The following is a 19,973-nucleotide window of genomic DNA, read 5'->3' on the forward strand; positions in this document are numbered from 1 at the left end:
TCGCCCCATCCGGTGCACGGGCGCATTCTTCGAATAAGCCTTACAGAGAAAGGATCGAACCTATTGGCCGAATGCCGTACACAGGTACATATCCTCGAACAGGAGTTGGTTGCGGGCTTCAATGAGATAGAGGAGGCTACAATTCGGCGGTGGCTGGTCCAGGTGGCGACCGGCGAATAAAGCCCTCTTGGTTGCTGCGTTCTTATCCCATAATAGGGCCGTACTGTCCGGCTCGACGCCAAGGCACCGCCGAGCCTGCAACCCTCAGGGTGAGACGTGATCTAAAGATCCTGCCGGCCCATTGCGGTCATCAATTGTTGCAATTTCTGCGATGGGGCGGCGCACCGCGGGTTATTATTTAACTTGACCTCAACCATGGTTGAGGTGGCGAATTGCTTTTCGCAGCGGAATTTTGTCAAGCGATTGTGGAATGTATGACCGGTCATTCGAAAGCGCTGAAGATCACCATCTTGTCATGTAGTCTCGATCCCCGAAGTCGCAGTTATGTTCTTGCTCGGGAAATGGAGCGCCTTCTGCAATTACGCGGTCATGAATCGCAATTCATTGATCTACGGAACACCTCTCTCCCCGATTTCGACAACGCTGATTGCTATCTTCATCCATCATATCTTCACACACACGATGCTATTAAAAATGCCGACGGGATTGTGCTGTCGGTCCCAATCTACAATTGGTCCATCGGCAGCGCGGCTAAAAATCTGATAGAGCTAACAGGCGCTACAGGAGAAGGTGGCAAGAAAGCGGCGTGGTTCGATCAGGTCGTGACTTTTGTCTGCGCTGGGGGCTTACCCCATAGCTATATGGCCTACGCACCAACCGCCATCTCGCTAATGTTGGACTTCAAATGCGTGATAAATCCCTATGTCGTATATGCCACAACGCGAGATTGGAGCGGCGATCATTTGTCAGATGCTCTTTCAACACGGTTGAGGAAAACCCTGGACGTTAAACTTGAACTCGTCTCCCTGCTGCAAGAGCGTCGGTATAGATCAGGGTGGGAGGTGTAGTCACCGAGCCGTGTCCGGTTTGTGGGGCGAGTCGTCATCCATTATCTCAGCAGTAAATGGCTTTGAGGTTTTCGCCTGTTCATAGGCAATGAACAGATCGGTCACCAGAACGCCGTTGATTCGCATCCGAGTTAAATCGGCATCTTTGATGTCCGAATCTGCCAACGTGACGCCGCTTATGATTAAGCGCGAAAGGTTTGCGTTCGTGATGGCGGCCCCAGACAGATTGACGTTACTAAAGCGCGCATCCGCAAGGGTGATATCGTCAAAAACCGCTTCGCTTAAATTGGTGTCGGTGAACCTTGCCTTAGTCAAAACAGCATAAAACCGCGCATCTGCAAGGTTTACGCCATCGAAATTAGCGCCTGACATATCGGCCCGCTTGTAATGGGTTCCCTGCAACTGAGGACCATCAAATTGATTGTGTTCTTCACTCATTTTCGTATCCTCCGTTCAATCCTGATTGTGACCCAAAGAATGCCAGATCGCGCAATCATTTACGACCGTCGAATTTGAGAGCATTTGCGCTTCTCTAATCGGCGCGTCGACGTCAAGCGCATTTCTGAGCGGAGCGGGTTGAGATGTCGTCCGCAGTCGCCCCGAAGCTGGCGCAGATCAGTGAAGCGCTGCGACTGGCGAAAATATTCGCGTTAAGAATTCCCGGAGGATGGGCGTGACCTGTTCTCGGGGAAGGCGATGACCGCCTTCGAGCGCATGGAACTGTACCGGCACACCCAACTGTGCGAGAGCCTCGTAAAATCGTTCAGCTTGATCGACCGATGCACGATCATCGTACTTGCCGTGTAGAAGCAAGGTTTCAGCTTGAATTTGTTGCGAATGATGGAGTGCGGACCGTTCCAAAAAGCTTTCGTTTGAAACGCCTGCCTCTTTCTGAATAGCTTGCTGCAAGCCTCTCGAACTGCTTCCATAGGCTTCTCGTAAAATCGTAAATGCCACCGGTTAGGATTAGCGCCCTGAGGCCATCAACTTTCGCGGCCACCATTGCGGACGCCACAGCCCCTCGGCTATTTCCGTAGAGAACTATACGCCCGGGATCGACTGATGGCTGCTGCCTCAGAAACTCCAAGCTTGCTGAGTGGTCGGCCCGCAGAAATCGGCAGGCCAGTCCGATGCACCAAAACCAGGCTGAGAGATTGCCGCCGCCGTGACACCTAGGCGAAATGAAAACCGAACCAGCGATCCGTCATCGACAGCCTCTCTTCCACCTAAGAGAAGCCCACCCTAATTTCCATGTACGAACAGTATCGCCCCATTGTTTGGTGTAGACGGTTGAGTCTGGAAAAGTTCGACGCGCGCGCCGTCGCCTCGATCGATGATGTGTTGCGTAACCGCGGACATGACTCACCCCGTCGAACCTTCACGCGAAGATACGATGACATCCACCTCTGTCAATGTCCCGCGTTGGCGCAATCCAACCGAAAATCACTGTTCCATAGGAGCTGTGACCGACCAACCGGCGTCCTTCGCGGCCCGTGCTTCTCTCACGGTTTTGGCGGTGTGCTAGTTGCTGCGCGTCGATGGGTGTAGACTTCCGACATATTGCATGTTCATGCAGGGCAACGAAGATGAGTACTCCCGCTCTCGACCGGAAGCTGCTCGCGATCCTGGCGGCGGATATGGTAGGCTACTCGAAGGCGATGGAGGCCGATGAGGCCGGTACTATCAAGCGACTGAAAGCCATCCGCGCCGAGCTGATCAATCCCGCCATCTCCCAGCGCCATGGCAGTGTCATCAAGCTGATGGGCGACGGCGCGCTCGTTGCCTTCGACAGCGTCGTTGATGCCGTTGCCTGCGCTGCGGAGTTTCAGAATGCCGTGGCGGCGCGTAACGCCGACCTACAGGAGCCTGAGCGTATCGTGTTCCGCGTCGGGATCAATCTGGGCGATGTGGTGTTGGTGGATGGGGATGTCTATGGCGATGGGGTGAATGTGGCAGCGCGGCTGGAGCATTTTGCCGAGCCGGGCGGCGTGATGGTGTCGGGGACGGCATACGATCATCTCCAGGGAAAACTCGACTGGCCGCTCGATTTCGCCGGCGAGCAGCAGGTCAAGAACATCAGCCGGCCGGTGCGGATGTATCGGCTGAGACTTAATGGCAAACGGGCGCGTCGCCCGCTTTTCGGAATGATGCCGCGCTGGGCAAAAACGACGACAGCATCGATCGTGGCGCTTGCTCTGGCGGGGGGCGGGGTATGGTGGTTCCTGCATCCAGAACCTTTAAGCGGCAAACCGTCGGTGGCGGTGTTGCCCTTCGACAATTTTAGCGGCGACGGGGCTGCCGGGCGTCTGGCCGATGGCCTGACTGAGGACATCATCACCGACCTCGCGCGGTTTCCTGAATTCGAGGTGGTCGCACGGAACTCGACGGATGCTTATAAAGGCAAGCCGGTGGATGTCCGCCAGGTCGCAAATGCGCTCCATGTCGGCTTTGTGCTGGAAGGCTCGATCCAGCGGCAGAGCGGTCGGGTGCGGATCACAGCACAGTTGATCGATGCAAAAAACGGCCACCATCTTTGGTCGGAAAATTGGGACCGGCCGGATGAGGACGTGTTCGCCGTTCAAACCGAAATCGCAGAGCAGGTCGCCAACCGCCTCGGCGGCGGTGTGGGACTGGTTCAAGAGGCCGGGCGGGCGGCAGCCAAACGCAAGCGGCCTGAAAACCTGAATGCTTATGATTTCTATCTTCTGGGGTCCGAGAAGATTGAAAAGCTCACTAGAGCAGATGAGGAGGAAGCCATCACGTTTCTCAACCGCGCCGTAGAGCTGGACCCGGCGCTGGCACGGGCTTGGGTAGAACTTTACCATGCTCATGAGATTCTGGAGTTGTTTGGCGTCGATCCAGAGGGCAATCGCAAGGCGGCCGACGATGTGGCCGAACGTGCGGTGCAGCTTGATCCGAGCGATGCTGAAGCACACGCGGTGTTTGGTATGAGTCTTGCCAACAAGGGGGACATGGGCCGTGCCAAGTCTGAGCTGGATACGGCCCTTCGTCTAGCTCCGGGTTCGTCCGAAATCCTGACTTTTTATACTGGCTTTGCAGCACGCTTCGGCGAACCCGATCGCGGCGCTCAAATGGTCGACCAGGTAATGAAGCTGGACCCGAATTATCCGATGTGGGCGTCCAACTTCTTCGCACCTGCCTATTTTATGGCGGGCCGGTATGAGGACGCGGTTAAAATGCTGGAGCGCATGACGCCTAACAACTACCAAAAGTGGACATGGGTGGTTCGAAGCAGCTCCCTCGCGGCTCTCGGCCGAACCGATGAAGCGACTGCCTCGGCTACAGAAGCTCTCAAGCAGCACCCGGACCTGACTGTAGAGAGCATGATCAACGAACCCGGCCTAAGCACGGTGGAGCGCAGTCGGTTCATAGAGACGATGCCGCTAGCTGGCTTCCCCCCGTGCTCAAAGGATGAGGCGCTGGCGAAGCTCGCCAAACCAGTGCGATTGCCAGAATGCGAGGGGGCGAAGCCTAATTCACTCGAGCAGCCATAGAACAGCCCGCGCTCTGCCGCCTCGGTCCCATCGCGGCTGGCGATGAAGCGATAGAGATCCTCGATGTCGCGTTCCGCTTCCTCAGCAAACGACACGATATGGCATCAGGATTGGCTGTCGGCTAGACGCTTGCGGATGCGCGAAAAGGCGTCCGCAACGGGGCGCACTTTGCCTTCCTCCACTTGCCGGTTGGTGAGCGCCAGTACCTTCAGGAGCGCCAGCGTCTCTTGTGTTTCCACGACCAAGCGCGCTCGCGGGCCTGTCGCTGGGGCGAAGATGGCCTTGGCGGCATCTCGAACGACGGCCAGCGGCTCTGCTTTGCGCTCGCGCTCTGGAACGAGCGCGATACGATCCTGAAAGAGCGCTTGTTCGGGCCGCAAATCGCGCCCTTCCCATGATAACCGTCAGTTCATGAACGGCATGCTGCATGTTTTGCGGGTCGGCTGCCCGTGGCGGGATATGCATGAGCGATACGGGAAGTGGAATTCTGTCTATGTCCGGTTCCGGCGCTGGGCTGAGCAAGGGGTATGGGATGCCCTCTTGGCTTGTCGAGATGGGCCTGACGGACGATTGGCAGCACATGCTGGACCAGCACCACGGTTCGGGGCCATTCACAGGCAGCGGGCGCTAAAGGGGGACTCATAAGGAGGCTTTTGGTCGATCGCGGCGGCTTTATGACAATCCATGCCCGAGCTGACGCCCCCTTGGCTTCGTCCTAACGGGTGGCGAAACATTATCTCGCTGTTCCAGCTCCTCTCGCGATGCCGGTAAACAGGCCTCGCCGCTTGCTGGCCGACAAGGGATATGATGCCGACGCCATCAACAGCGACTACGGGTGGGCCTTTGTGTCGACGGAGCTCGAACGGCGCGCCCGAAACCGATCGCGGTTCGTCAGAGTTCACCCAGAAAGAATTAGGTGACACCCACTTACGGATTTTGAGGTCGGAGCCGCCTGATCAACCGGGCCGACGCATGCACCAACACAATGGTCATGCCGCCGATCAAAATCGCCAGCACTGCCTGAAGCGCGGATGTGGTCGTCCAATGCAGAACCCCCGTGAGATATGCCGATACGGCACCGACGCCGACTGCAATCGTGTCAATGAAATGTTCCGGTCCATGGAAGCCCAGTTGGGCCATTCCGTGGACGAGAATGCTGCCGCCCACCCAGAGCATGGCGGCGGTCCCAATCATTGCGAGGATGCTGAGAAACAAGGGGACGCCGATAACGAGGCCGCGGCCGAACGCCCTGACCAAGCCGACTGAGGAAGTAGCGAGCGCGAGCCCTATGTCGTCCGCCTTCACAATGAGGGCGACAACGCCATAGACGGCCAAGGTGATGAGGATGCCGACGGACGCCAGGACAGCAGCTTGCGTGTAGATATTGGAAGCGGCGACGTTCGCGAGGGTTAGTGCCATGATTTCCGCTGAGAGTATAAAGTCCGTTCTGATTGCGCCCGCAACCTTCTGGTTTTCCAACGCGACCGGGTCGGATGTTCCCATCTCTGCCGCCTCATGCTTGTGCGCGTCGTGTGGGGCAATCGCTTCATAGAGCTTTTCGGCTCCCTCGTAGCAAAGATAAACGCCCCCGACCATCAGTAGCGGCGTGATCGCCCAAGGCGCAAAGTAGCCGAGAAAAATACACGCCGGCAGAAGAAAGAGAAGCTTGTTCTTCAAGGATCCGAGGGCGATCTTAGCGATAATTGGCAATTCTCGCGCGGGCGACAGGCCAACCACGTATCTCGGTGTTACCGCCGCATCGTCGATCACGACTCCCGCCGCTTTCGCGCCTGTTTTTGCTGTTTGAGCGGCGACATCATCCAGCGACGCAGCCGCAAGTTTCGCAATTGCCGCGACGTCATCGAGCAGTGCGAGAAGTCCAGTTGCCATAGGTGCTTTTCCATTCGTCCAGATACAGTGGAACTATCTAGGAGCAATTTCGGTTTGGATAGCCTACCGCAATGACTTTGTCGCAACGCGGCTTCTGCGGGACACTCGAATAATGCAAGCTTAAACCTTAGTGGAGTATTTCTTCCGCTGGCGATGGCGACCCCACCGTTTGTCTGATGAGGAAAGTCCGGCGGACTAGGGCGGTGGGCTCGCCCAGACACAAAATGTCGGGGAAGCCGACCTCCGCCGGTCGTTTGGGGAACGGGCACGGCGTGCGAGCATAGGTAAGGATTGCGAACGCACATTCCATGTTCGCAACGTGCAATGAGGCGCTCATGCCCTGGAACTTCAGACCTGACGCCATTAGCACCGCTTACTTTTGAGCGGTTTCCAGCCAACAGTCGGATGGGACAAATATCTTGAAATCGGAATCAGAAAGTAATACCTAGTCAAAGAAAGGTATTACGAGGCGCACAGCATGACAACGACAGTAACAGCCAAGGGACAGGTGACAATCCCGAAAGCGGTGCGAGAGCTGCTTGGCATTGTGCCCGGAAGCGAGGTCGACTTCCGTCGAGCTGCGGATGGTAGCATAGTGCTGACAAGGGCTGATAGACAGCAACCTGCCAGCCGCTTTCAAAAGCTTCGGGGGCATGCCGGAAAAGGGCTCGATACGGATGCGATCATGGCACTCACGCGTGGTGAAGCGTGACGCTTGTCGACACGAATGTCTTGCTCGACCTTGTGACTAATGACTCGACCTGGGCAGACTGGTCGGTCGAGCAACTTGAGACGGCCAGTCTTGCCGGTCCATTGTTGATCAATGATGTAGTCTATGCCGAACTTGCGGTTCGCTATGAGCGGATCGAGGAACTTGATGCGTTCATAGACGACGCGGGACTGGTAGTCGCGCCCATTCCGCGAGCCGCGCTATTTCTCGCCGGAAAAGTATTCACACGGTATCGTCGAGCCGGTGGTTCTCGTACAGGAGTCCTGCCGGATTTTATCGTTGGCGCCCATGCCGCGGTTCAACAGCTCCCGCTGTTAACGCGAGATGTCGGTCGGTACCGATCTTATTTCCCAACTGTCGCGTTGATCACACCGGCTCAATGAGCCAAGCCCACGGTAGCGGAGGAACAACGCGTCTTCGACTGGGTGAGCCCAAGTGAGGCGGCTCGGGCGTTCGTGAAATTGAGCTCAAATCCCAGCTGGTGAACTTCAAGCCGAATGCGGGCAGAGACCGCAGTTGACGCTCCTTCGCGGTCGACGCGATCCGAATAAGTGAGGATGCCTTCTAGGAACAGATGTGGCCAAGCCATGCTGTGCATAGATACAACGCTGAGACTTCGTTTAGCCATACAGATAGGCTGGGAGCCAGAGCGTCATGCCCGGCCAGACATACATGATAACCATGCAGAGAATGACGATCAGCATATAAGGCATCATGCCTGCGAAGATCTGGTTGAGGGTGACGTGCGGCGGCGAGACACCCTTGAGGTAATAGGCCGACATCGCAACCGGCGGCGAAAGGAACGCCGCCTGCAGATTGACGAAGACGAGCACGCCCCAGAGGATCGGATCGATGCCGAAGTGTCGGAGCATCGGCAGGAAGATCGGTACGAAGATGATGATGATTTCGGTCCATTCCAGCGGCCAGCCGAGGATGAAGATGATCGCCTGCGACAAGATCATGAATTGGACGGGCGTCATGTTGAGCGACAGCACCCACTGCTCGATCAACGCCTGGCCGCCAAGAATGGCGAAGACTGCGGAGAAGAGTGCCGAGCCGACGAAGAGCCAGCAGACCATGGCAGTGGTTTTCGCCGTGAGGAACACTGCCTCCTTTGTGCGTTTCCAGTTGAGCGTCCGGGCCTGGAACGCTAGCAAGAAAGCGCCGGCGGCACCGACCGCGGCGGACTCGGTGGCCGTCGTGATGCCGAACAGAATGACGGCGAGCACGACGACGGTCAGGATCCCGAGCGGCATGACCGACGAGGCCAGCAGCTTCACCACCTGCAGCCGCTCGGCATTCATATTCCTGTAGTAGCGCACGAGGACCACCATCGCCATCGCCGCTATGATCCCGAACGTCAGGTAGAAGCTGGTTGACGGCCCAGTTAAAACCGCCGGGCCGGCATCCGCTCCGGGTCCGCCGAGCTCTTCTAGCCCTTCTGGCACTTCCGCCTCCGCCGAATCCTGGGGGTGGATGACGACATACCACCAGATGAGAGCCAGGGTGAAAGCCGTCAGCGACAAAGGCACGAGCGCGGCGAAGGCATTCTTGACCAGCTTCCAATAGGTGAGCCGTCCCTCGTCCGTTTCGATAGCCATCGCCTTTGATGGTGAAACCAGTGCACGGAGAAGCCCGGCGAGCATGTTGTTCGAATAATGCCCCTGAAAGCGTCCCATCCAGGCGGCCACGGGAACTCGCGTCTGTTCTTCGGGCAAGGCGGGCGCGATCCTTGGGTTGATCATCGCCCAGGCGAGAACGTAGACGAGATAGAGAAATGCCAGAAAGAAGCCGGGAAACATCGTGGCCGCATAGAGCTTGACCACCGATTGCCCCGCGACGGCAGCGTAGACGATGATCATCACCGATGGCGGGATCAGAATGCCCAGCGTGCCGCCCGCGGTGATCACCCCGGAGGCAAGCTTGACGTCATAGCCGGCGCGCAGCATCGGGTTCATCGCGATGACGCCCATCAGCACCACGACTGCGCCTACGAGGCCGCTGGCGATACCCCAGAAGGTGCAGATAATCAGCGTCGCTACGGCCAGCGAGGCAGGCACCCGCCGGAACGAAAGCTGGATGCTGTAGAACATCTTGTCGACCAGCGCGCCGCGCTCCATCACGTAGCCCATCAGCACGAAGAGCGGGATCGAGACCAGGACGTCGTTAGTCATAGCGCCGTAGGTGCGCTGAACCATCAAATCGAAGACGCGATTGTCGATCCAATGTTCGGCGGGATTGTAGAATGCGTAGAAGCCGAAGACCATGCCGAGCCCCATCAGCGTGAAGGCTGTCGGGAAGCCCATCACGATGACGACCACAATGAGAACTAGCATCGTCAATCCGAGGAACGGATCACTCACATCTCCATGTCTCCACCTCGGCCTCGTTGCCGGGCCGCCCTGTCGATATCCTGAGCACGCTCGATCGCCGCCTCGCGCGTCTGCGTATCTATGTGCTCGCTATTGGCAAGCTGCTCCGCGACGACGTCGATCTCCTCCACATCCTTGAGCCGGCCCGGCCATGCGCCGGTTTTCTGGCAGACGATGCAGCGCGCGATCTCGGCGAGCCCCTGTAGCATGACAAGCGCGCCCGCGATCGGAATGACTGTCTTGAAGTAGTAGATCGGCGGACCTTCGGCTGTGATGGTCGAATGCTCGCCAATCCGCCAGGAAAGTGCTGCATAGTCATAACCGGTATAGATGAGCGCGGCGACGCCTGGCAGGAAGAACAGGATGTAAAGGATGAGATCAAGCGTCGCCTGTATTCGGGGTCGCAGCGAGCTGTAAAGAAAGTCGCCGCGGACATGGGCGTTCTGCGCCAGCGCATAAGCTCCAGCGAGCATAAACAGGGTGCCGTAAAGCATGTTGGTGGCGTCGAATATCCACGCGGTTGGCATGTTCATGATGTAGCGCTTGAAGACTTCGACGCAGACGAGCGTCATCAGCCCGATGATCAGCCAGGCGGCGGCTTTGCCGACCCATACGCTGATCGCATCGACCCTGATGATAAACTGCTGAACCTGCACGGCTGCCCCCGAAATAGCCGACTATCTTCGCCAGAGCTTCATCGCTTTCCGGCGATGACGTTATAGTTCCTTCGCAACACCGTCGCGGCCGAAATAATGATCGAAGGCTATCCGACGGTTGGCAAGGGTATCCTGTTCCCATCGCGTTACCCGTTCCGCAAAGGCTATCTGGGACTCGATGACTTCCTTGAACAGCGGGTTTTCCGCCTTCTTCTTCTTCACAACATCGTCATAGATTTCCAGTTGCCTCTTCAGGATTGCGTCCGGCGTTTTGTAGAACTTGACCTTGTCGACTGTCTGCATCTCCACGTAGTCTTTCGAATAGCGGTCGACCGCCTTCCAGGCCATATCCTGGGAAGCGGCCTCCGAGGCGTTGGAGATGATCGCCTTCATCTGGTCAGGCAAAGCATCGTACTTCGTCTTGTTGAACAGAATCTCGAACTGCTCGGCATTCTGGTGAAAGCTTTGCAGCATGCAGATCTTGGAAACGTCCGGAAAACCGAGGGCCCGGTCGGACGAGGCGTTGTTGAACTCGGCCGCGTCCAGTAGACCGCGGTCCAATGCCGCGACGATCTCGCCACCCGGCAGCGCGTTGACCGCGGCACCGAGACCGGTGAACACATCAATGGAAATACCGACGGTGCGGAACTTCAGGCCCTGAAAGTCCTCGACCTTCACCACCGGCTTCTTGAACCAGCCGAGCGGCTGGGTCGGCATCGGTCCGTAGAGGAACGAAACCACATTGGCTCCGATCGATTGATAGAGCTTTTGGAGCAGGTCTTTGCCGCCGCCGTATTTGTGCCATGCGAGCAGCATGTTGGCATCCATGCCAAAGCCCGGCCCCGAGCCCCAAAGCGCCAGCGCCGCCTGTTTGCCGTAATGGTACGCGACCACGCCGTGCCCGCCGTCGAGCGTCCCTTTGGAGACGGCGTCGAGCAGGCCGAAAGCAGGCACGACGGCCCCGGCCGGCAACACTTCTATTTTGAGATCGCCGCCGGTCATGTCAGTAACCTTTTTTGCGAAATCAAGCGCGAATTCGTGGAAGATGTCCTTTGACGGCCAAGTGCTCTGCCAGCGCATGTTGACTGGGCCCTGTGCCTTGACCACACTCGGTGTCGTAATCATCGCCGCACCGGCCATGGCTGCGCCGCTCAGAAATCGGCGACGCGACGGGCTTCCACTGATTTGGGTTCTGGATTTCATCTCTTCCTCCCGAAAGCATGGACCTCCTCGCCCTATGCAGGCCTTGCTTTGTCCCGCTTACAAGCTTGTATTTCAGGATTGGATAATACTCCTCAGGGAGCCCCAAGCATAGGTTGCTGCGGTGCCGTCAAGGTAACGAGGCATAGCGATCGCCCGTTTGGGTCTCACCGTTTCGGATGCCGTTAGGAATCTTCTGACCCGTACCGCCAATGAAGGCACACTTCCAATTGAACTGGTCCCTAATAGCGAGGCGCACGACGCCTGGTTTCGTAGCGCTGGAAGACACAAAACCCGGCGTATCCGACGATCAGGCGGAAGCGCAATTTGCCGCCCGGTGAGCGGCCGCGAGCGCTAGGGCAGGTAACCGGAAGTCGTGAAAGTTACTTGGTCGGCACTCGCGCTCGCGAACCGCGACAGCATCTTTTCGAATATCGAGCCTCAGAACGCAGTCGCAGCTATTGCGGTAGACGAGCGTATCGCTTCCCGAGGCTACGGGATTTCCTTGTAAGCAGCAGCCCGGTCGGATCGCGGGGACCATAACGACCTATTAAATAGCGGTCGAGACAATCCGCATCCTGCGCGTACTGGATGGCGCGCAGCGATGGCCCGATGAATTGCCGAGGTAAATACTTCACATTCGAAGTCGGAAGAATTCTCCTCTCACATCATCAAAACAAGACCTTAACATTCTTTCGACTTTAAACCGGTCGAAGGGCGCGGGTTCGATTCGCCTCAACTGCCCGATTGCGGAATAGCAGGGTCGATGGTTCCTTTCCCGTCAAGACCGTCGGGGAGGCGATAGCTTGCCGGATCTTGGGTCGCTGGCGCCGGCGCGTCGTCCCTTCAACAACAAAGCATAGTGTGTTACCGCAGCGTACAGGCAGACGATCGAGCCGTAGTTGACGAAGAACCCAAGGGCAGACTCGTTGAAGTCCCACATGTCGAGCGTGTGGGTCAGCATCAGCTTGGGTCCGAAGCCCATCTCAATGGTGCTGTGGACGCCCCATGCGGCGGCGGCGAAAGTCAGGAGGCGAAGCGCAACTGACCGAAAGACGTTCGGCCGTTCGATGCCGAAAACGCCGCGAAACACGTTCATCACCACTGCCCATCGGGTGCCGAGGTGCAAGGCCAGGATCATGAGCAGCCAGTGGGCGGCGAACATGTGGATCTCGCGGACGGCGAATGCTCCATCCAAGAACATAAATGGAAAGAGATCGCGCGAGATCAGTGCGCTACTGACCAGCATGACCGTCATTGCCGTTGCAAGGCACGCGATGGTGACCGCATTCAGCAGCCTCGGGCCGTCACCAAGGTTCCGTGCGACATTTGAGTACCATCGCCTGTTGAAGACGTTATGGACGATCACGAGCCCAAAAAGCGCGGTGCCGAACAGTTCGTGCGACAGATTGCCGAGCCACCAGTAGGCAAGGGACAGGACGACGAGAGCAAGGCTCGCAAAGTCAAGGATGAGGCGGATCCCCAGCGTCATGTCATTCGAACTCGAAACGCCGGATGTCGCTGAAGGTGTATAGGAACTCGCGGTCGGCGCGAGAACTGTGGCAGCTCTGGCAGCGCGCGGTGTTCTCGGCGGCGTTGATCGTTCCGTCTGGCTTGAACCATTGAAACTGCCAGTCGCCGGTGCGGCGGTTCTCGTCGTACTCCTCGCCCCATCCGGCACCCTTTTCCATGATGAAGTAGCGAAAGACTTCCCCTTCGCGGTAGTCGACGAGCGCGAAATGCGTGCCATTTGGAACGGGCTTGCCCGCCTTCACGGCCTCGATCGCTTCGCGCGTCGTCATGATGTGTTCGGTGACCTCGCCGCGCGTCACCGTGGTGTAGTGAACAAGCTTGCTGATATCAGGCATCGTGGCCTTGGTCGGTTCGGCATCCACTTGCCGGCCGATCATCACGATGCCGCAGGCTACGGCGACGAGAACGAGAAGACGTGGGGGAAGACGCGTCATTGCTGACCCTCCGCTGCTTGAGAGGAGTATTGGGCGTCGGTGACCAGCTCGAGCCAGTCGACGGACTTGCCATCCAAGGACTCCGAGAAGGCGATGTGCGTCATTCCATTCCTCGGAGATGCGCCGTGCCAGTGCTTCACGCCAGGCGGGATCCATACGGTATCGCCGGACCGCATCACCTGATGCGGCCCTTCCCACATCTGGACAACGCCCACTCCGCTCGTCACGATGAGCGTCTGGCCGAGAGGGTGGCTGTGCCACGCGGTGCGCGCGCCGGGTTCGAAAGTGACGGTTGCGCCGCCCACCGTCGCTGGCGCCTTTGCCTTGAAGTTGTCTTCGACCCGCACGGACCCGGTAAATCTATCAGGGGCTCCGATGATTGCTGGCTGCGATCCCCCGTGCGTGATAGTGATCGCTTCGCCTGCCAACGCGGGAGCCGCAGACACGAACGCCGCCGCCATTGCGGAAGCCATTGTCATCTTCTTTTCGGTCATTCGGCGAATACCTCCTTGGCAATCGCCACCGAAGAGACGGCGCTCGGCCATCCGGAATAGAAAGCCATGTGCGTGATCGTCTCGACGATCTCGTCCTTGCTGAGGCCGTTCTGCAGGCCGAGGCGAATGTGTGATTTGAGCTGATCAGGACGATTGAGCGCGATCAGGGCCGAGATTGTCACCAGGCTCCGGTCCCGCTTGGACAAGCCGGGTCTCTCCCAGATGTCCTTGTAGAGTACGTCATCAGTCAGTTCGGCCAGTTTCGGGGCCGTGTCACCCATCAGTTGCTGGGCACGAGAGGTCATTGGACTTTCCTTCGGTTCATTGACAGGCTGGGCGCAGACGGCGCCGGGGAGCGCCGCCAAAACTATGCCGACCGTCAGAAACGCGTTCAGGAACAAGTGGCGCGTCATCGCTTCCTCCTCAGACCAGCGTCCGGTCGAAGAACGGTGCGAGCTTGCCCAGCGCCGCATCCACGTACTCGGGAACCCAGTAGGTCTCGATGTGCTTGGCGCCTTCGATCTTGAAGAGTTCCTTGTCCTTCGTGCCCGTGGCCTTGGGGAACGCGTCTTCGGTCATGTAGAGGGTGTCGGCGGCGGTGCCCGCGATCATCAGGAGCGGGACATCGATGAGGCCGATCTCGTCCGTTGCGTCCCAGCGCATCAGGTCCATCAGGCTGCTCATCGTGTACTTGAAGGTCGAGCCGGGATGAGCATTGGTGTGCCAGTAATAACGGTAACCGTCCCTATAGAGGTCGAACGGAAGCGCATCGATCTGTGCGTCCGTCAGATTGGCGTCGCCTGCATAGAGCACTTCGCCACCCGCGGCTTCCTGGGCACGGGCCGACGAGGCCTGCTGCAGCCGTTTCTGGATCGTGTCCATTTGGGAATCCTGGAAGCCGTTCCGACGGACACGACCGGAATTGAACATGCTCAACGTCGCGACCGCCTTGAAGCGCTTGTCGGTCTTGGCGGCAGCAAGAGAGTAGCCGCCTCCACCACAGATACCGAACAGTCCGAGGCGCGCAGTGTCCACGCCGGGGAAACCGCTGATGAAGTCCGCCATCCCGTGAACGTCCTCGATGCGGTACTGAGGCTTATCGATACTGCGCGGCGCGCCGCCGCTCCCACCTTGATAGGCGGCGTCGGCGGTGATCGTGATGAAGCCGCGCTCCGCGAGTCGCTGCGCATAGAGACCAGTCGTCTGCTCCTTCACGCCGCCGTTGGGATGGGCGAGCACGACCGTCGGATATTTCTTGCTGGGATTGTAGCCCGCGGGCGTATAGACGTTCGCCACGATATCGAGATTGTTGAGCTTGTAGGTCACGGGGTGGATGTTCACCTTGCCCGGCTCGTTCCTAGTGATCGCGCCGTCGTAGACCAGCGTGAATGGGTTTTGCTTGTAGTCGGCTGCCATAGCTTCGGTGGTGGTCATTGGTGGAACTCCTATGATGGCACCTGAAATAATCAGCGCGGTCGCGCTCAGAAACTCGCGTCGTCTGCTGTCGATGACTTCCGTCATGTCGGGCTCCTGAAGGTCGGTGTTCGAAATTGTTGGAGAAAAGATAGCCGCTGACAGCACGGGCGATTAGACGGCTTGTGCCGCTAGAGCCTATTAGGGCTGCTTATCAATCACGATCACTTGATAAGCTTTGAAGGAATAAAACCTGCGGAGCCCGGAAGGCTCGAATTTCGATTGCATTCGACCGCAACGAAGAACAGGGGGTATTTAGCCAAGGATTGGCTGGACGATGCTAGATGGACCCCAGGCCGATTGCGCAAGCTCCGGTCACTCGCAATTCTTCGTCATTTCGACCATGGTCGCTCGGAAGCCCATTCGCTCGAACAGAGCTTGAGCACCTGTGTTCTTGTAGGCAGTCGCCAGGACGATCCGCGGAGAGCCTCTTCCTGAAAGCATCGTGATGGCCTGTTCCAGCAAGCGTCGGCCGACACCTTCCCTCCGCCTTTGCGGATCGACGAAGATATCGTGAATAACCCCCGCAGGACCTCGCAGAGCCATGTAGTCGGCGCCCTCGAGCGCACCGTAGACATAACCGATGATAGAATCCCGATTTTCGGCTACGAGGACGACGACGTCGTCGCGGACGACCTGGCTAGCGAGCCACGAAGCGTACTTGTCGGGGGTGGTTGGCCCGGCGGGAATGAAGCGGGCTGGATCCCACTTGTTGTGCAGCAACATCAGCGCGGCGCCGTAGGATCCAAGGACTGCAGCGTCAGCTCGTACTGCGGGTCTTATGATGATCGATTCGAGGTGCTGATCGGACATGTTGATACCGCGAGATAGGCACCGAAGGCCCAGCGATTGTCTTCGAGCCCAATAACGGTGCTCGTCGGGGGATCGTTCGAAATCTAGTGCGCATGCTGATGCGATGCTGGGCGACGCAACGAGCGTGCTTCGTCGCGACAACCTCGGGAGGGGCGCCTCAACAGATCAATCGAGCTTCTTTTCCGCCAGGAACTTTGCGATTTGGTCGGCGATCTCGACGTTATTCAGATCCGACATCAGGAAGTGGGTGCCACCTCTGATGCCGATGTCGGGCAAGTGAATGAGCGTAGCGTCGCCGCCATGCTTGTTGACCGCATCGACCCAGAGCTTCGCCATTGCGAGCCGAACACGCCAGTTGTCCTGACCGCGCTCGGCCGTCGGCTCGGTCGGGAAATTGTCACCGTAGTAGATGACGATCGGCAGCTTGGTGAGCTTCTCGAAATCGGCGAGGGGCACCGCTTCACCCTTGAGCGTTCCAGCGGCGCTCGGCATGTCGGCTGGAACCTCGCCTTCCGGAAAGATGAAGCCGCTTCCCGGCTCAAGCGCGACGATGGCCCTCACGTTCGGATTCTTGATTGCCGTCAACCAGCCGGGGCCGCCAGCCTGTGAATGGGTGAACAGGATCGCCGGACCGGTCTTGTCGAACAGCGCGGACATGGCATCGGAGATCACGTTGGCGTCGAACGGCCCGGTGTTGGGTGTCACCGAGCGGAAGAACTGATCAAGTGCTGCGGGGTCGCGGGAGAACTGGACGTTCGAGAAATACTCCGGCCATTTGCCAATGCGGAACTGGTCGAAGAAGAGCTGGTCGTATGGCGTCGGCTCGATCGTCGTCGCGACTGTGCTGTTGCCTGCGCGGCCGCGGCGCGGCTGATCGACGAGATAGACCGGGTAGCCGCGGCGAAGGAAGATGTTCTGAAAGCCTTCGCGGCCATCGGGCGTCGTTTCCCAGCTTCGGGCGGACTGGAAGGCACCGTGAAGCATCACGATCGGCAGAGGCTTGGGATTCGGCGGCGTTTGGTAGAACACGTAGGCATGGTCGCCATGCAGGGTTTGCCCTGCTGCCGTGGGAGCGTTGTTGTCGAAGGTTCCAGGCGTGCTCGATACGGTGCCGCCGACGGAGAAGCTTCCTTGCTCCTGAATTGTCAGCGGTTCCTGCTTCGAACCGCTCTGGGCACCAGCCACGCCCGATGAAAGGAGCAACAGGGAAAGCGAGAGGGCGGATAGGGTTCTGGCGAACATGTTCGGTTCCTGCCTTGAAACGTTGAGTTGGCAGGAGATTACCCGAGCGCCATTCTGATGATTAGGCGCGCATTCCCAATTGAAGGTATAAGCGCTCCTTATCAATCGCCTCTTTTGTACGTGCCGTTACCCTCTGTACCGAAGGGCCTCCACGACGAGCTGGAATGCCGGGGAAGCGTGGCGGCGGTTTGGATAGTAGAGGTGATATCCGGGGAAGGGTGCGCACCAGTCTTCGAGAACTCGTATCAGGCTGCCCTTGGCTAGATCCTCGGCCACAAGATCATCAGGCATGTAGGCAAGGCCGAGACCGCGCCGGACGGCATCGAGACGCATCGCAATGTTGTTGAACACCATCTGTCCTTCGACGCGGACGTTCAATTCATGGCCGTCCTTCTCGAACTCCCACTGCAGGATGTTCCCATGCGTCGGCATGCGGATCTGGATGCAATTGTGTGCCGTGAGATCCTGGGGGACTTCCGGCCACGGGTGCTGGCGGAAGTAGGACGGAGCGCCGACCACGGCCATGCGCATCTCTGGCCCGATCTTGATCGCGATCATGTCCTTGGCAAGTTGCTCGCCAAGGCGGACGCCTGCGTCGTAACGCTCTGCAACGATGTCGGTCAGACCGTAGTCGACGGTGATCTCGACATTTACGTCTGGATTGTCGGGAAGGAACTTGTCGAGGGAGGGCGCAAGGACCGAGATAGCGGCGTGCTCTCCTGCCGTGATCCTGACCGTCCCCGCTGGCTTGTCACGCATCTCGGTGAGGGCCGCAAGCTCCGCCTGTATCTCCTCGAAGCGCGGCCCGGCGGTCTGGAGAAGACGTTCGCCCGCTGCCGTCGGAGACACGCGGCGGGTCGTTCGTGTCAGCAAGCGGAGGCCCAACCGCTCTTCCAGTCCGCGGACGGTCTGGCTAAGCGCCGACTGCGAAACTCCGAGCTTCACCGCCGCCCGCGTGAAACTCTCCTCGCGCGCGACGGTCACGAAGGCAACCAGATCGTTGAAGTTCTCCTGCGGCATTCATTAGACATCCTTATAGCTTCATCCCGATTACTGCCCCTAATCGATATGGTGAGCAAGAGCTATCTTTCCGTCATCGCAACGCAGCTTGCCGCGGAGGACGGTCAAGCGAGCAAGTCAATGGGACTGCAATGTCTGACGCAACCACAGCTACCTCGTCATCGAACAAGAGAGCGATCCTCGCGATCATCCTCATCAGCTACGTGATGATCGTGCTCGACATCTCGGTCGTCCTCACAGGTCTGCCGAAGATCCATAACGAGCTCGGCTTCACGGACGCCGGGCTTGCCTGGGTTCAGAGCGCCTATACGCTGACCTTCGGTGGCTTCCTCCTGCTTGGCGCGCGTGCGGGGGACATACTCGGCCGCCGTCGGATGTTCGTCGTCGGCATGACGATCTTCACCGTCGCCTCCGTTGCCATCGGCGCCTCGCAATCGTCGGCATGGATGCTGTCGTGGCGTGCGATCCAGGGACTGGGATCCGCGATCCTCGCGCCAACGACGCTCGCTCTCCTGCAGACCACATTCGATGAAGGCGAAGAGCGTGTCCGGGCTGTCTCGCTATACAGCGCCGCAGCGGGGGTATCCGCGACAGTCGGTCTCGTTGTTGGCGGATTGCTTGCCGACTGGCTCTCCTGGCGCATCGGGTTCCTGATCAATCTCCCGATCGGCATCGCCACGGTTATCGCGGCACGCATCTACATCCACGAAACAAATAGGCGAGCGGGAGTGTTCGATCTGCCTGGTGCGGTGACCTCGACATTGGGCATGGCCGCTTTCGTCTACGGATTCATCCGCTCCGCACAGGCGGGATGGAACGTTGTAACCCTGGCGACACTGGTCGCCGCCGTCATCATGCTGGGCGCCTTCGTGTTGATCGAACGTCGTGCGAAGCAGCCGATCCTTCCGCTTCGCCTGTTCGCTGACATCGAGCGCTCGGGCGCCTATTGCGCCCGTGTCCTCTACATCAGCGCCATGGTCGGCTTCTTCTTTTTCACGACGCTGTATCTGCAGCAGGTCGCGGGTCTGCGCCCAGCACTGGCGGGACTTGCCTTCGTCCCCGCCACGATGCTGCATGTCCCGGTCGCGGTGGTCGTGCCCCGCCTCATCAGGCGCTTCGGCCGGAATGCCGTCCTTATCGTGGGGATGCTGATCGGCATCGTCGCCATGGCCTGGCTCAGCCGGGCGGGAGCGGGTTCCAACTATTGGACGGCGGTGGCGTTGCCGATGGTCTTGATCGGCATCAGCCAGGGCCTGACGCTCAGCCCACTGACATCGTCCGGCGTCGCTCGGGTCGATCATGCGGACGCCGGAGCAGCATCCGGCGCGGTCAACGTCGCGCATCAGATCGGCAGCTCGGTAGGTCTTGCCGTCCTCATCGCGATAGCGGCGGTTGGCTCGTCCGGCCTCAACGGCCCGAACCTTACAGCATACCGTGTTTCCCATGCGTTCGACGCAGGCACTGTGATGATGGTGGCGACATTGGTGATCTCGCTACTGACCATCGTTCCAGCCGCACAGCGGCAGTTTCAGTCCCAGGAAGAAGTCGAGCCGACCGAATGCGCGGCCTGATC

Annotated in this window: 19 protein-coding genes and 5 pseudogenes; 8 read left to right on the forward strand and 16 right to left on the reverse strand. The window is 58.7% G+C overall.

Annotated features, from left to right (window positions below):
* Positions 1 to 180 (forward strand): annotated as a pseudogene (locus tag AC1DPR_RS27465) (MarR family transcriptional regulator); the annotation flags it as partial.
* A 254-nt stretch (positions 181 to 434) separates the two neighbouring features.
* Entirely contained in the window at positions 435 to 1,028 is a 594-nt protein-coding gene (locus AC1DPR_RS27470; RefSeq protein ID WP_477817600.1) for an NADPH-dependent FMN reductase, read from the forward strand.
* Here AC1DPR_RS27470 and AC1DPR_RS27475 read toward each other — a convergent pair whose 3' ends face one another.
* Together AC1DPR_RS27475 and AC1DPR_RS27480 are read right to left on the reverse strand one after the other, a co-directional pair.
* A complete protein-coding gene (locus AC1DPR_RS27475) occupies positions 1,029 to 1,466 on the reverse strand; it encodes a pentapeptide repeat-containing protein (RefSeq protein WP_018858723.1) in 438 nt (145 codons plus the stop codon).
* Between the two features lie 177 nt (positions 1,467 to 1,643).
* Positions 1,644 to 2,387: pseudogene (locus AC1DPR_RS27480) on the reverse strand (alpha/beta hydrolase family protein).
* Positions 2,388 to 2,614: 227 nt separating this feature from the next.
* Between AC1DPR_RS27480 and AC1DPR_RS27485 the strand changes: the two are divergent.
* Positions 2,615 to 4,543: an adenylate/guanylate cyclase domain-containing protein gene (locus AC1DPR_RS27485; protein ID WP_477817601.1), complete on the forward strand. Its 1,929-nt coding sequence runs from the start codon at positions 2,615 to 2,617 to the stop codon at positions 4,541 to 4,543.
* An 8-nt stretch (positions 4,544 to 4,551) separates the two neighbouring features.
* Here AC1DPR_RS27485 and AC1DPR_RS27490 read toward each other — a convergent pair.
* Positions 4,552 to 4,648, reverse strand: a pseudogene (locus AC1DPR_RS27490) (type II toxin-antitoxin system RelE/ParE family toxin); the annotation flags it as partial.
* Entirely contained in the window at positions 4,648 to 4,923 is a 276-nt protein-coding gene (locus AC1DPR_RS27495) for a hypothetical protein (RefSeq protein WP_477817602.1), read from the reverse strand. The pseudogene AC1DPR_RS27490 and the gene AC1DPR_RS27495, both read right to left, overlap by 1 nt.
* Between AC1DPR_RS27495 and AC1DPR_RS27500 the strand changes: the two are divergent.
* Positions 4,916 to 5,370, forward strand: a pseudogene (locus AC1DPR_RS27500) (IS5 family transposase); the annotation flags it as partial. The gene AC1DPR_RS27495 and the pseudogene AC1DPR_RS27500 sit on opposite strands and share 8 nt — an antisense overlap.
* Before the next feature lie 100 nt (positions 5,371 to 5,470).
* On the opposite strand, the gene AC1DPR_RS27505 reads toward AC1DPR_RS27500, so the two are convergent.
* The gene (locus tag AC1DPR_RS27505; protein ID WP_018858728.1) at positions 5,471 to 6,433 is read right to left on the reverse strand and encodes a DUF808 domain-containing protein; all 963 of its coding nucleotides are present in this window, start codon (positions 6,431 to 6,433) and stop codon (positions 5,471 to 5,473) included.
* A 478-nt stretch (positions 6,434 to 6,911) separates the two neighbouring features.
* Between AC1DPR_RS27505 and AC1DPR_RS27510 the strand changes: the two genes are divergently transcribed.
* On the forward strand, positions 6,912 to 7,145 hold the full coding sequence (locus tag AC1DPR_RS27510; protein WP_018858730.1) for an AbrB/MazE/SpoVT family DNA-binding domain-containing protein: 234 nt from the start codon (positions 6,912 to 6,914) through the stop codon (positions 7,143 to 7,145).
* Positions 7,142 to 7,546 (forward strand): type II toxin-antitoxin system VapC family toxin, encoded by a 405-nt coding sequence (locus tag AC1DPR_RS27515; RefSeq protein WP_477817603.1) that lies wholly within the window; start codon positions 7,142 to 7,144, stop codon positions 7,544 to 7,546. Before AC1DPR_RS27510 ends, AC1DPR_RS27515 begins: the two co-directional genes overlap by 4 nt.
* Before the next feature lie 237 nt (positions 7,547 to 7,783).
* Here the strand turns inward: AC1DPR_RS27515 and AC1DPR_RS27520 are convergent, their stop codons facing one another.
* Genes AC1DPR_RS27520 through AC1DPR_RS27530 form a run of 3 tightly spaced genes read right to left on the reverse strand, consistent with a single transcriptional unit; the run spans position 7,784 to position 11,394 of the window.
* A complete protein-coding gene (locus AC1DPR_RS27520; protein ID WP_477817604.1) occupies positions 7,784 to 9,526 on the reverse strand; it encodes a TRAP transporter large permease in 1,743 nt (580 codons plus the stop codon).
* Positions 9,523 to 10,191 carry a TRAP transporter small permease subunit gene (locus AC1DPR_RS27525; RefSeq protein WP_477817605.1) on the reverse strand — a complete coding sequence of 223 codons (669 nt, stop codon included), beginning with the start codon at positions 10,189 to 10,191 and terminating at the stop codon, positions 9,523 to 9,525. The genes AC1DPR_RS27520 and AC1DPR_RS27525 overlap by 4 nt, the downstream gene beginning before the upstream one ends.
* 60 nt (positions 10,192 to 10,251) lie before the next feature.
* Entirely contained in the window at positions 10,252 to 11,394 is a 1,143-nt protein-coding gene (locus tag AC1DPR_RS27530) for a TRAP transporter substrate-binding protein (RefSeq protein ID WP_477817606.1), read from the reverse strand.
* A 148-nt stretch (positions 11,395 to 11,542) separates the two neighbouring features.
* Between AC1DPR_RS27530 and AC1DPR_RS27535 the strand changes: the two are divergent.
* Positions 11,543 to 11,732: pseudogene (locus AC1DPR_RS27535) on the forward strand (type II toxin-antitoxin system RelB/DinJ family antitoxin); the annotation flags it as partial.
* Positions 11,733 to 12,172: 440 nt separating this feature from the next.
* Here the strand turns inward: AC1DPR_RS27535 and AC1DPR_RS27540 are convergent.
* From AC1DPR_RS27540 to AC1DPR_RS27575, 8 genes are all read right to left on the reverse strand, one after another.
* Positions 12,173 to 12,883, reverse strand: a complete 711-nt coding sequence (locus AC1DPR_RS27540) for a DUF4405 domain-containing protein (protein ID WP_477817607.1) — start codon at positions 12,881 to 12,883, stop codon at positions 12,173 to 12,175.
* Between the two features lies 1 nt (position 12,884).
* Positions 12,885 to 13,358, reverse strand: coding sequence for a cytochrome P460 family protein (locus AC1DPR_RS27545; RefSeq protein WP_477817608.1), 474 nt, complete (start codon positions 13,356 to 13,358; stop codon positions 12,885 to 12,887).
* Positions 13,355 to 13,852 (reverse strand): (R)-mandelonitrile lyase, encoded by a 498-nt coding sequence (locus AC1DPR_RS27550; protein ID WP_477817609.1) that lies wholly within the window; start codon positions 13,850 to 13,852, stop codon positions 13,355 to 13,357. Before AC1DPR_RS27550 ends, AC1DPR_RS27545 begins: the two co-directional genes overlap by 4 nt.
* Positions 13,849 to 14,265, reverse strand: coding sequence for a carboxymuconolactone decarboxylase family protein (locus AC1DPR_RS27555; protein ID WP_477817610.1), 417 nt, complete (start codon positions 14,263 to 14,265; stop codon positions 13,849 to 13,851). The genes AC1DPR_RS27550 and AC1DPR_RS27555 overlap by 4 nt, the downstream gene beginning before the upstream one ends.
* A 10-nt stretch (positions 14,266 to 14,275) precedes the next feature.
* Positions 14,276 to 15,286 (reverse strand): alpha/beta hydrolase, encoded by a 1,011-nt coding sequence (locus AC1DPR_RS27560; RefSeq protein ID WP_477817627.1) that lies wholly within the window; start codon positions 15,284 to 15,286, stop codon positions 14,276 to 14,278.
* Between the two features lie 354 nt (positions 15,287 to 15,640).
* Entirely contained in the window at positions 15,641 to 16,138 is a 498-nt protein-coding gene (locus AC1DPR_RS27565; RefSeq protein ID WP_477817611.1) for an N-acetyltransferase family protein, read from the reverse strand.
* A gap of 165 nt (positions 16,139 to 16,303) precedes the next feature.
* Positions 16,304 to 17,380 (reverse strand): alpha/beta hydrolase, encoded by a 1,077-nt coding sequence (locus AC1DPR_RS27570; RefSeq protein WP_477817612.1) that lies wholly within the window; start codon positions 17,378 to 17,380, stop codon positions 16,304 to 16,306.
* Positions 17,381 to 17,506: 126 nt separating this feature from the next.
* Positions 17,507 to 18,400, reverse strand: a complete 894-nt coding sequence (locus AC1DPR_RS27575; protein WP_477817613.1) for a LysR family transcriptional regulator — start codon at positions 18,398 to 18,400, stop codon at positions 17,507 to 17,509.
* Positions 18,401 to 18,531: 131 nt separating this feature from the next.
* Between AC1DPR_RS27575 and AC1DPR_RS27580 the strand changes: the two genes are divergently transcribed.
* The gene (locus AC1DPR_RS27580; protein ID WP_477817614.1) at positions 18,532 to 19,971 is read left to right on the forward strand and encodes an MFS transporter; all 1,440 of its coding nucleotides are present in this window, start codon (positions 18,532 to 18,534) and stop codon (positions 19,969 to 19,971) included.
* The last annotated feature ends 2 nt before the right edge of the window (positions 19,972 to 19,973 follow it).

This window comes from Rhizobium sp. 01T417 (genome assembly GCF_056398905.1).

Excerpts from the sequence above, each read along its gene's own strand:
- AC1DPR_RS27470 (WP_477817600.1), top strand. The coding sequence starts at position 435 with ATGACCGGTCATTCGAAAGCGCTGAAGATCACCATCTTGTCATGTAGT.
- AC1DPR_RS27475 (WP_018858723.1), bottom strand. The coding sequence starts at position 1,466 with ATGAGTGAAGAACACAATCAATTTGATGGTCCTCAGTTGCAGGGAACC.
- AC1DPR_RS27485 (WP_477817601.1), top strand. The coding sequence starts at position 2,615 with ATGAGTACTCCCGCTCTCGACCGGAAGCTGCTCGCGATCCTGGCGGCG.
- AC1DPR_RS27505 (WP_018858728.1), bottom strand. The coding sequence starts at position 6,433 with ATGGCAACTGGACTTCTCGCACTGCTCGATGACGTCGCGGCAATTGCG.
- AC1DPR_RS27510 (WP_018858730.1), top strand. The coding sequence starts at position 6,912 with ATGACAACGACAGTAACAGCCAAGGGACAGGTGACAATCCCGAAAGCG.
- AC1DPR_RS27530 (WP_477817606.1), bottom strand. The coding sequence starts at position 11,394 with ATGAAATCCAGAACCCAAATCAGTGGAAGCCCGTCGCGTCGCCGATTT.
- AC1DPR_RS27540 (WP_477817607.1), bottom strand. The coding sequence starts at position 12,883 with ATGACGCTGGGGATCCGCCTCATCCTTGACTTTGCGAGCCTTGCTCTC.
- AC1DPR_RS27545 (WP_477817608.1), bottom strand. The coding sequence starts at position 13,358 with ATGACGCGTCTTCCCCCACGTCTTCTCGTTCTCGTCGCCGTAGCCTGC.
- AC1DPR_RS27550 (WP_477817609.1), bottom strand. The coding sequence starts at position 13,852 with ATGACCGAAAAGAAGATGACAATGGCTTCCGCAATGGCGGCGGCGTTC.
- AC1DPR_RS27555 (WP_477817610.1), bottom strand. The coding sequence starts at position 14,265 with ATGACGCGCCACTTGTTCCTGAACGCGTTTCTGACGGTCGGCATAGTT.
- AC1DPR_RS27560 (WP_477817627.1), bottom strand. The coding sequence starts at position 15,286 with ATGACCACCACCGAAGCTATGGCAGCCGACTACAAGCAAAACCCATTC.
- AC1DPR_RS27565 (WP_477817611.1), bottom strand. The coding sequence starts at position 16,138 with ATGTCCGATCAGCACCTCGAATCGATCATCATAAGACCCGCAGTACGA.
- AC1DPR_RS27570 (WP_477817612.1), bottom strand. The coding sequence starts at position 17,380 with ATGTTCGCCAGAACCCTATCCGCCCTCTCGCTTTCCCTGTTGCTCCTT.
- AC1DPR_RS27575 (WP_477817613.1), bottom strand. The coding sequence starts at position 18,400 with ATGCCGCAGGAGAACTTCAACGATCTGGTTGCCTTCGTGACCGTCGCG.
- AC1DPR_RS27580 (WP_477817614.1), top strand. The coding sequence starts at position 18,532 with ATGTCTGACGCAACCACAGCTACCTCGTCATCGAACAAGAGAGCGATC.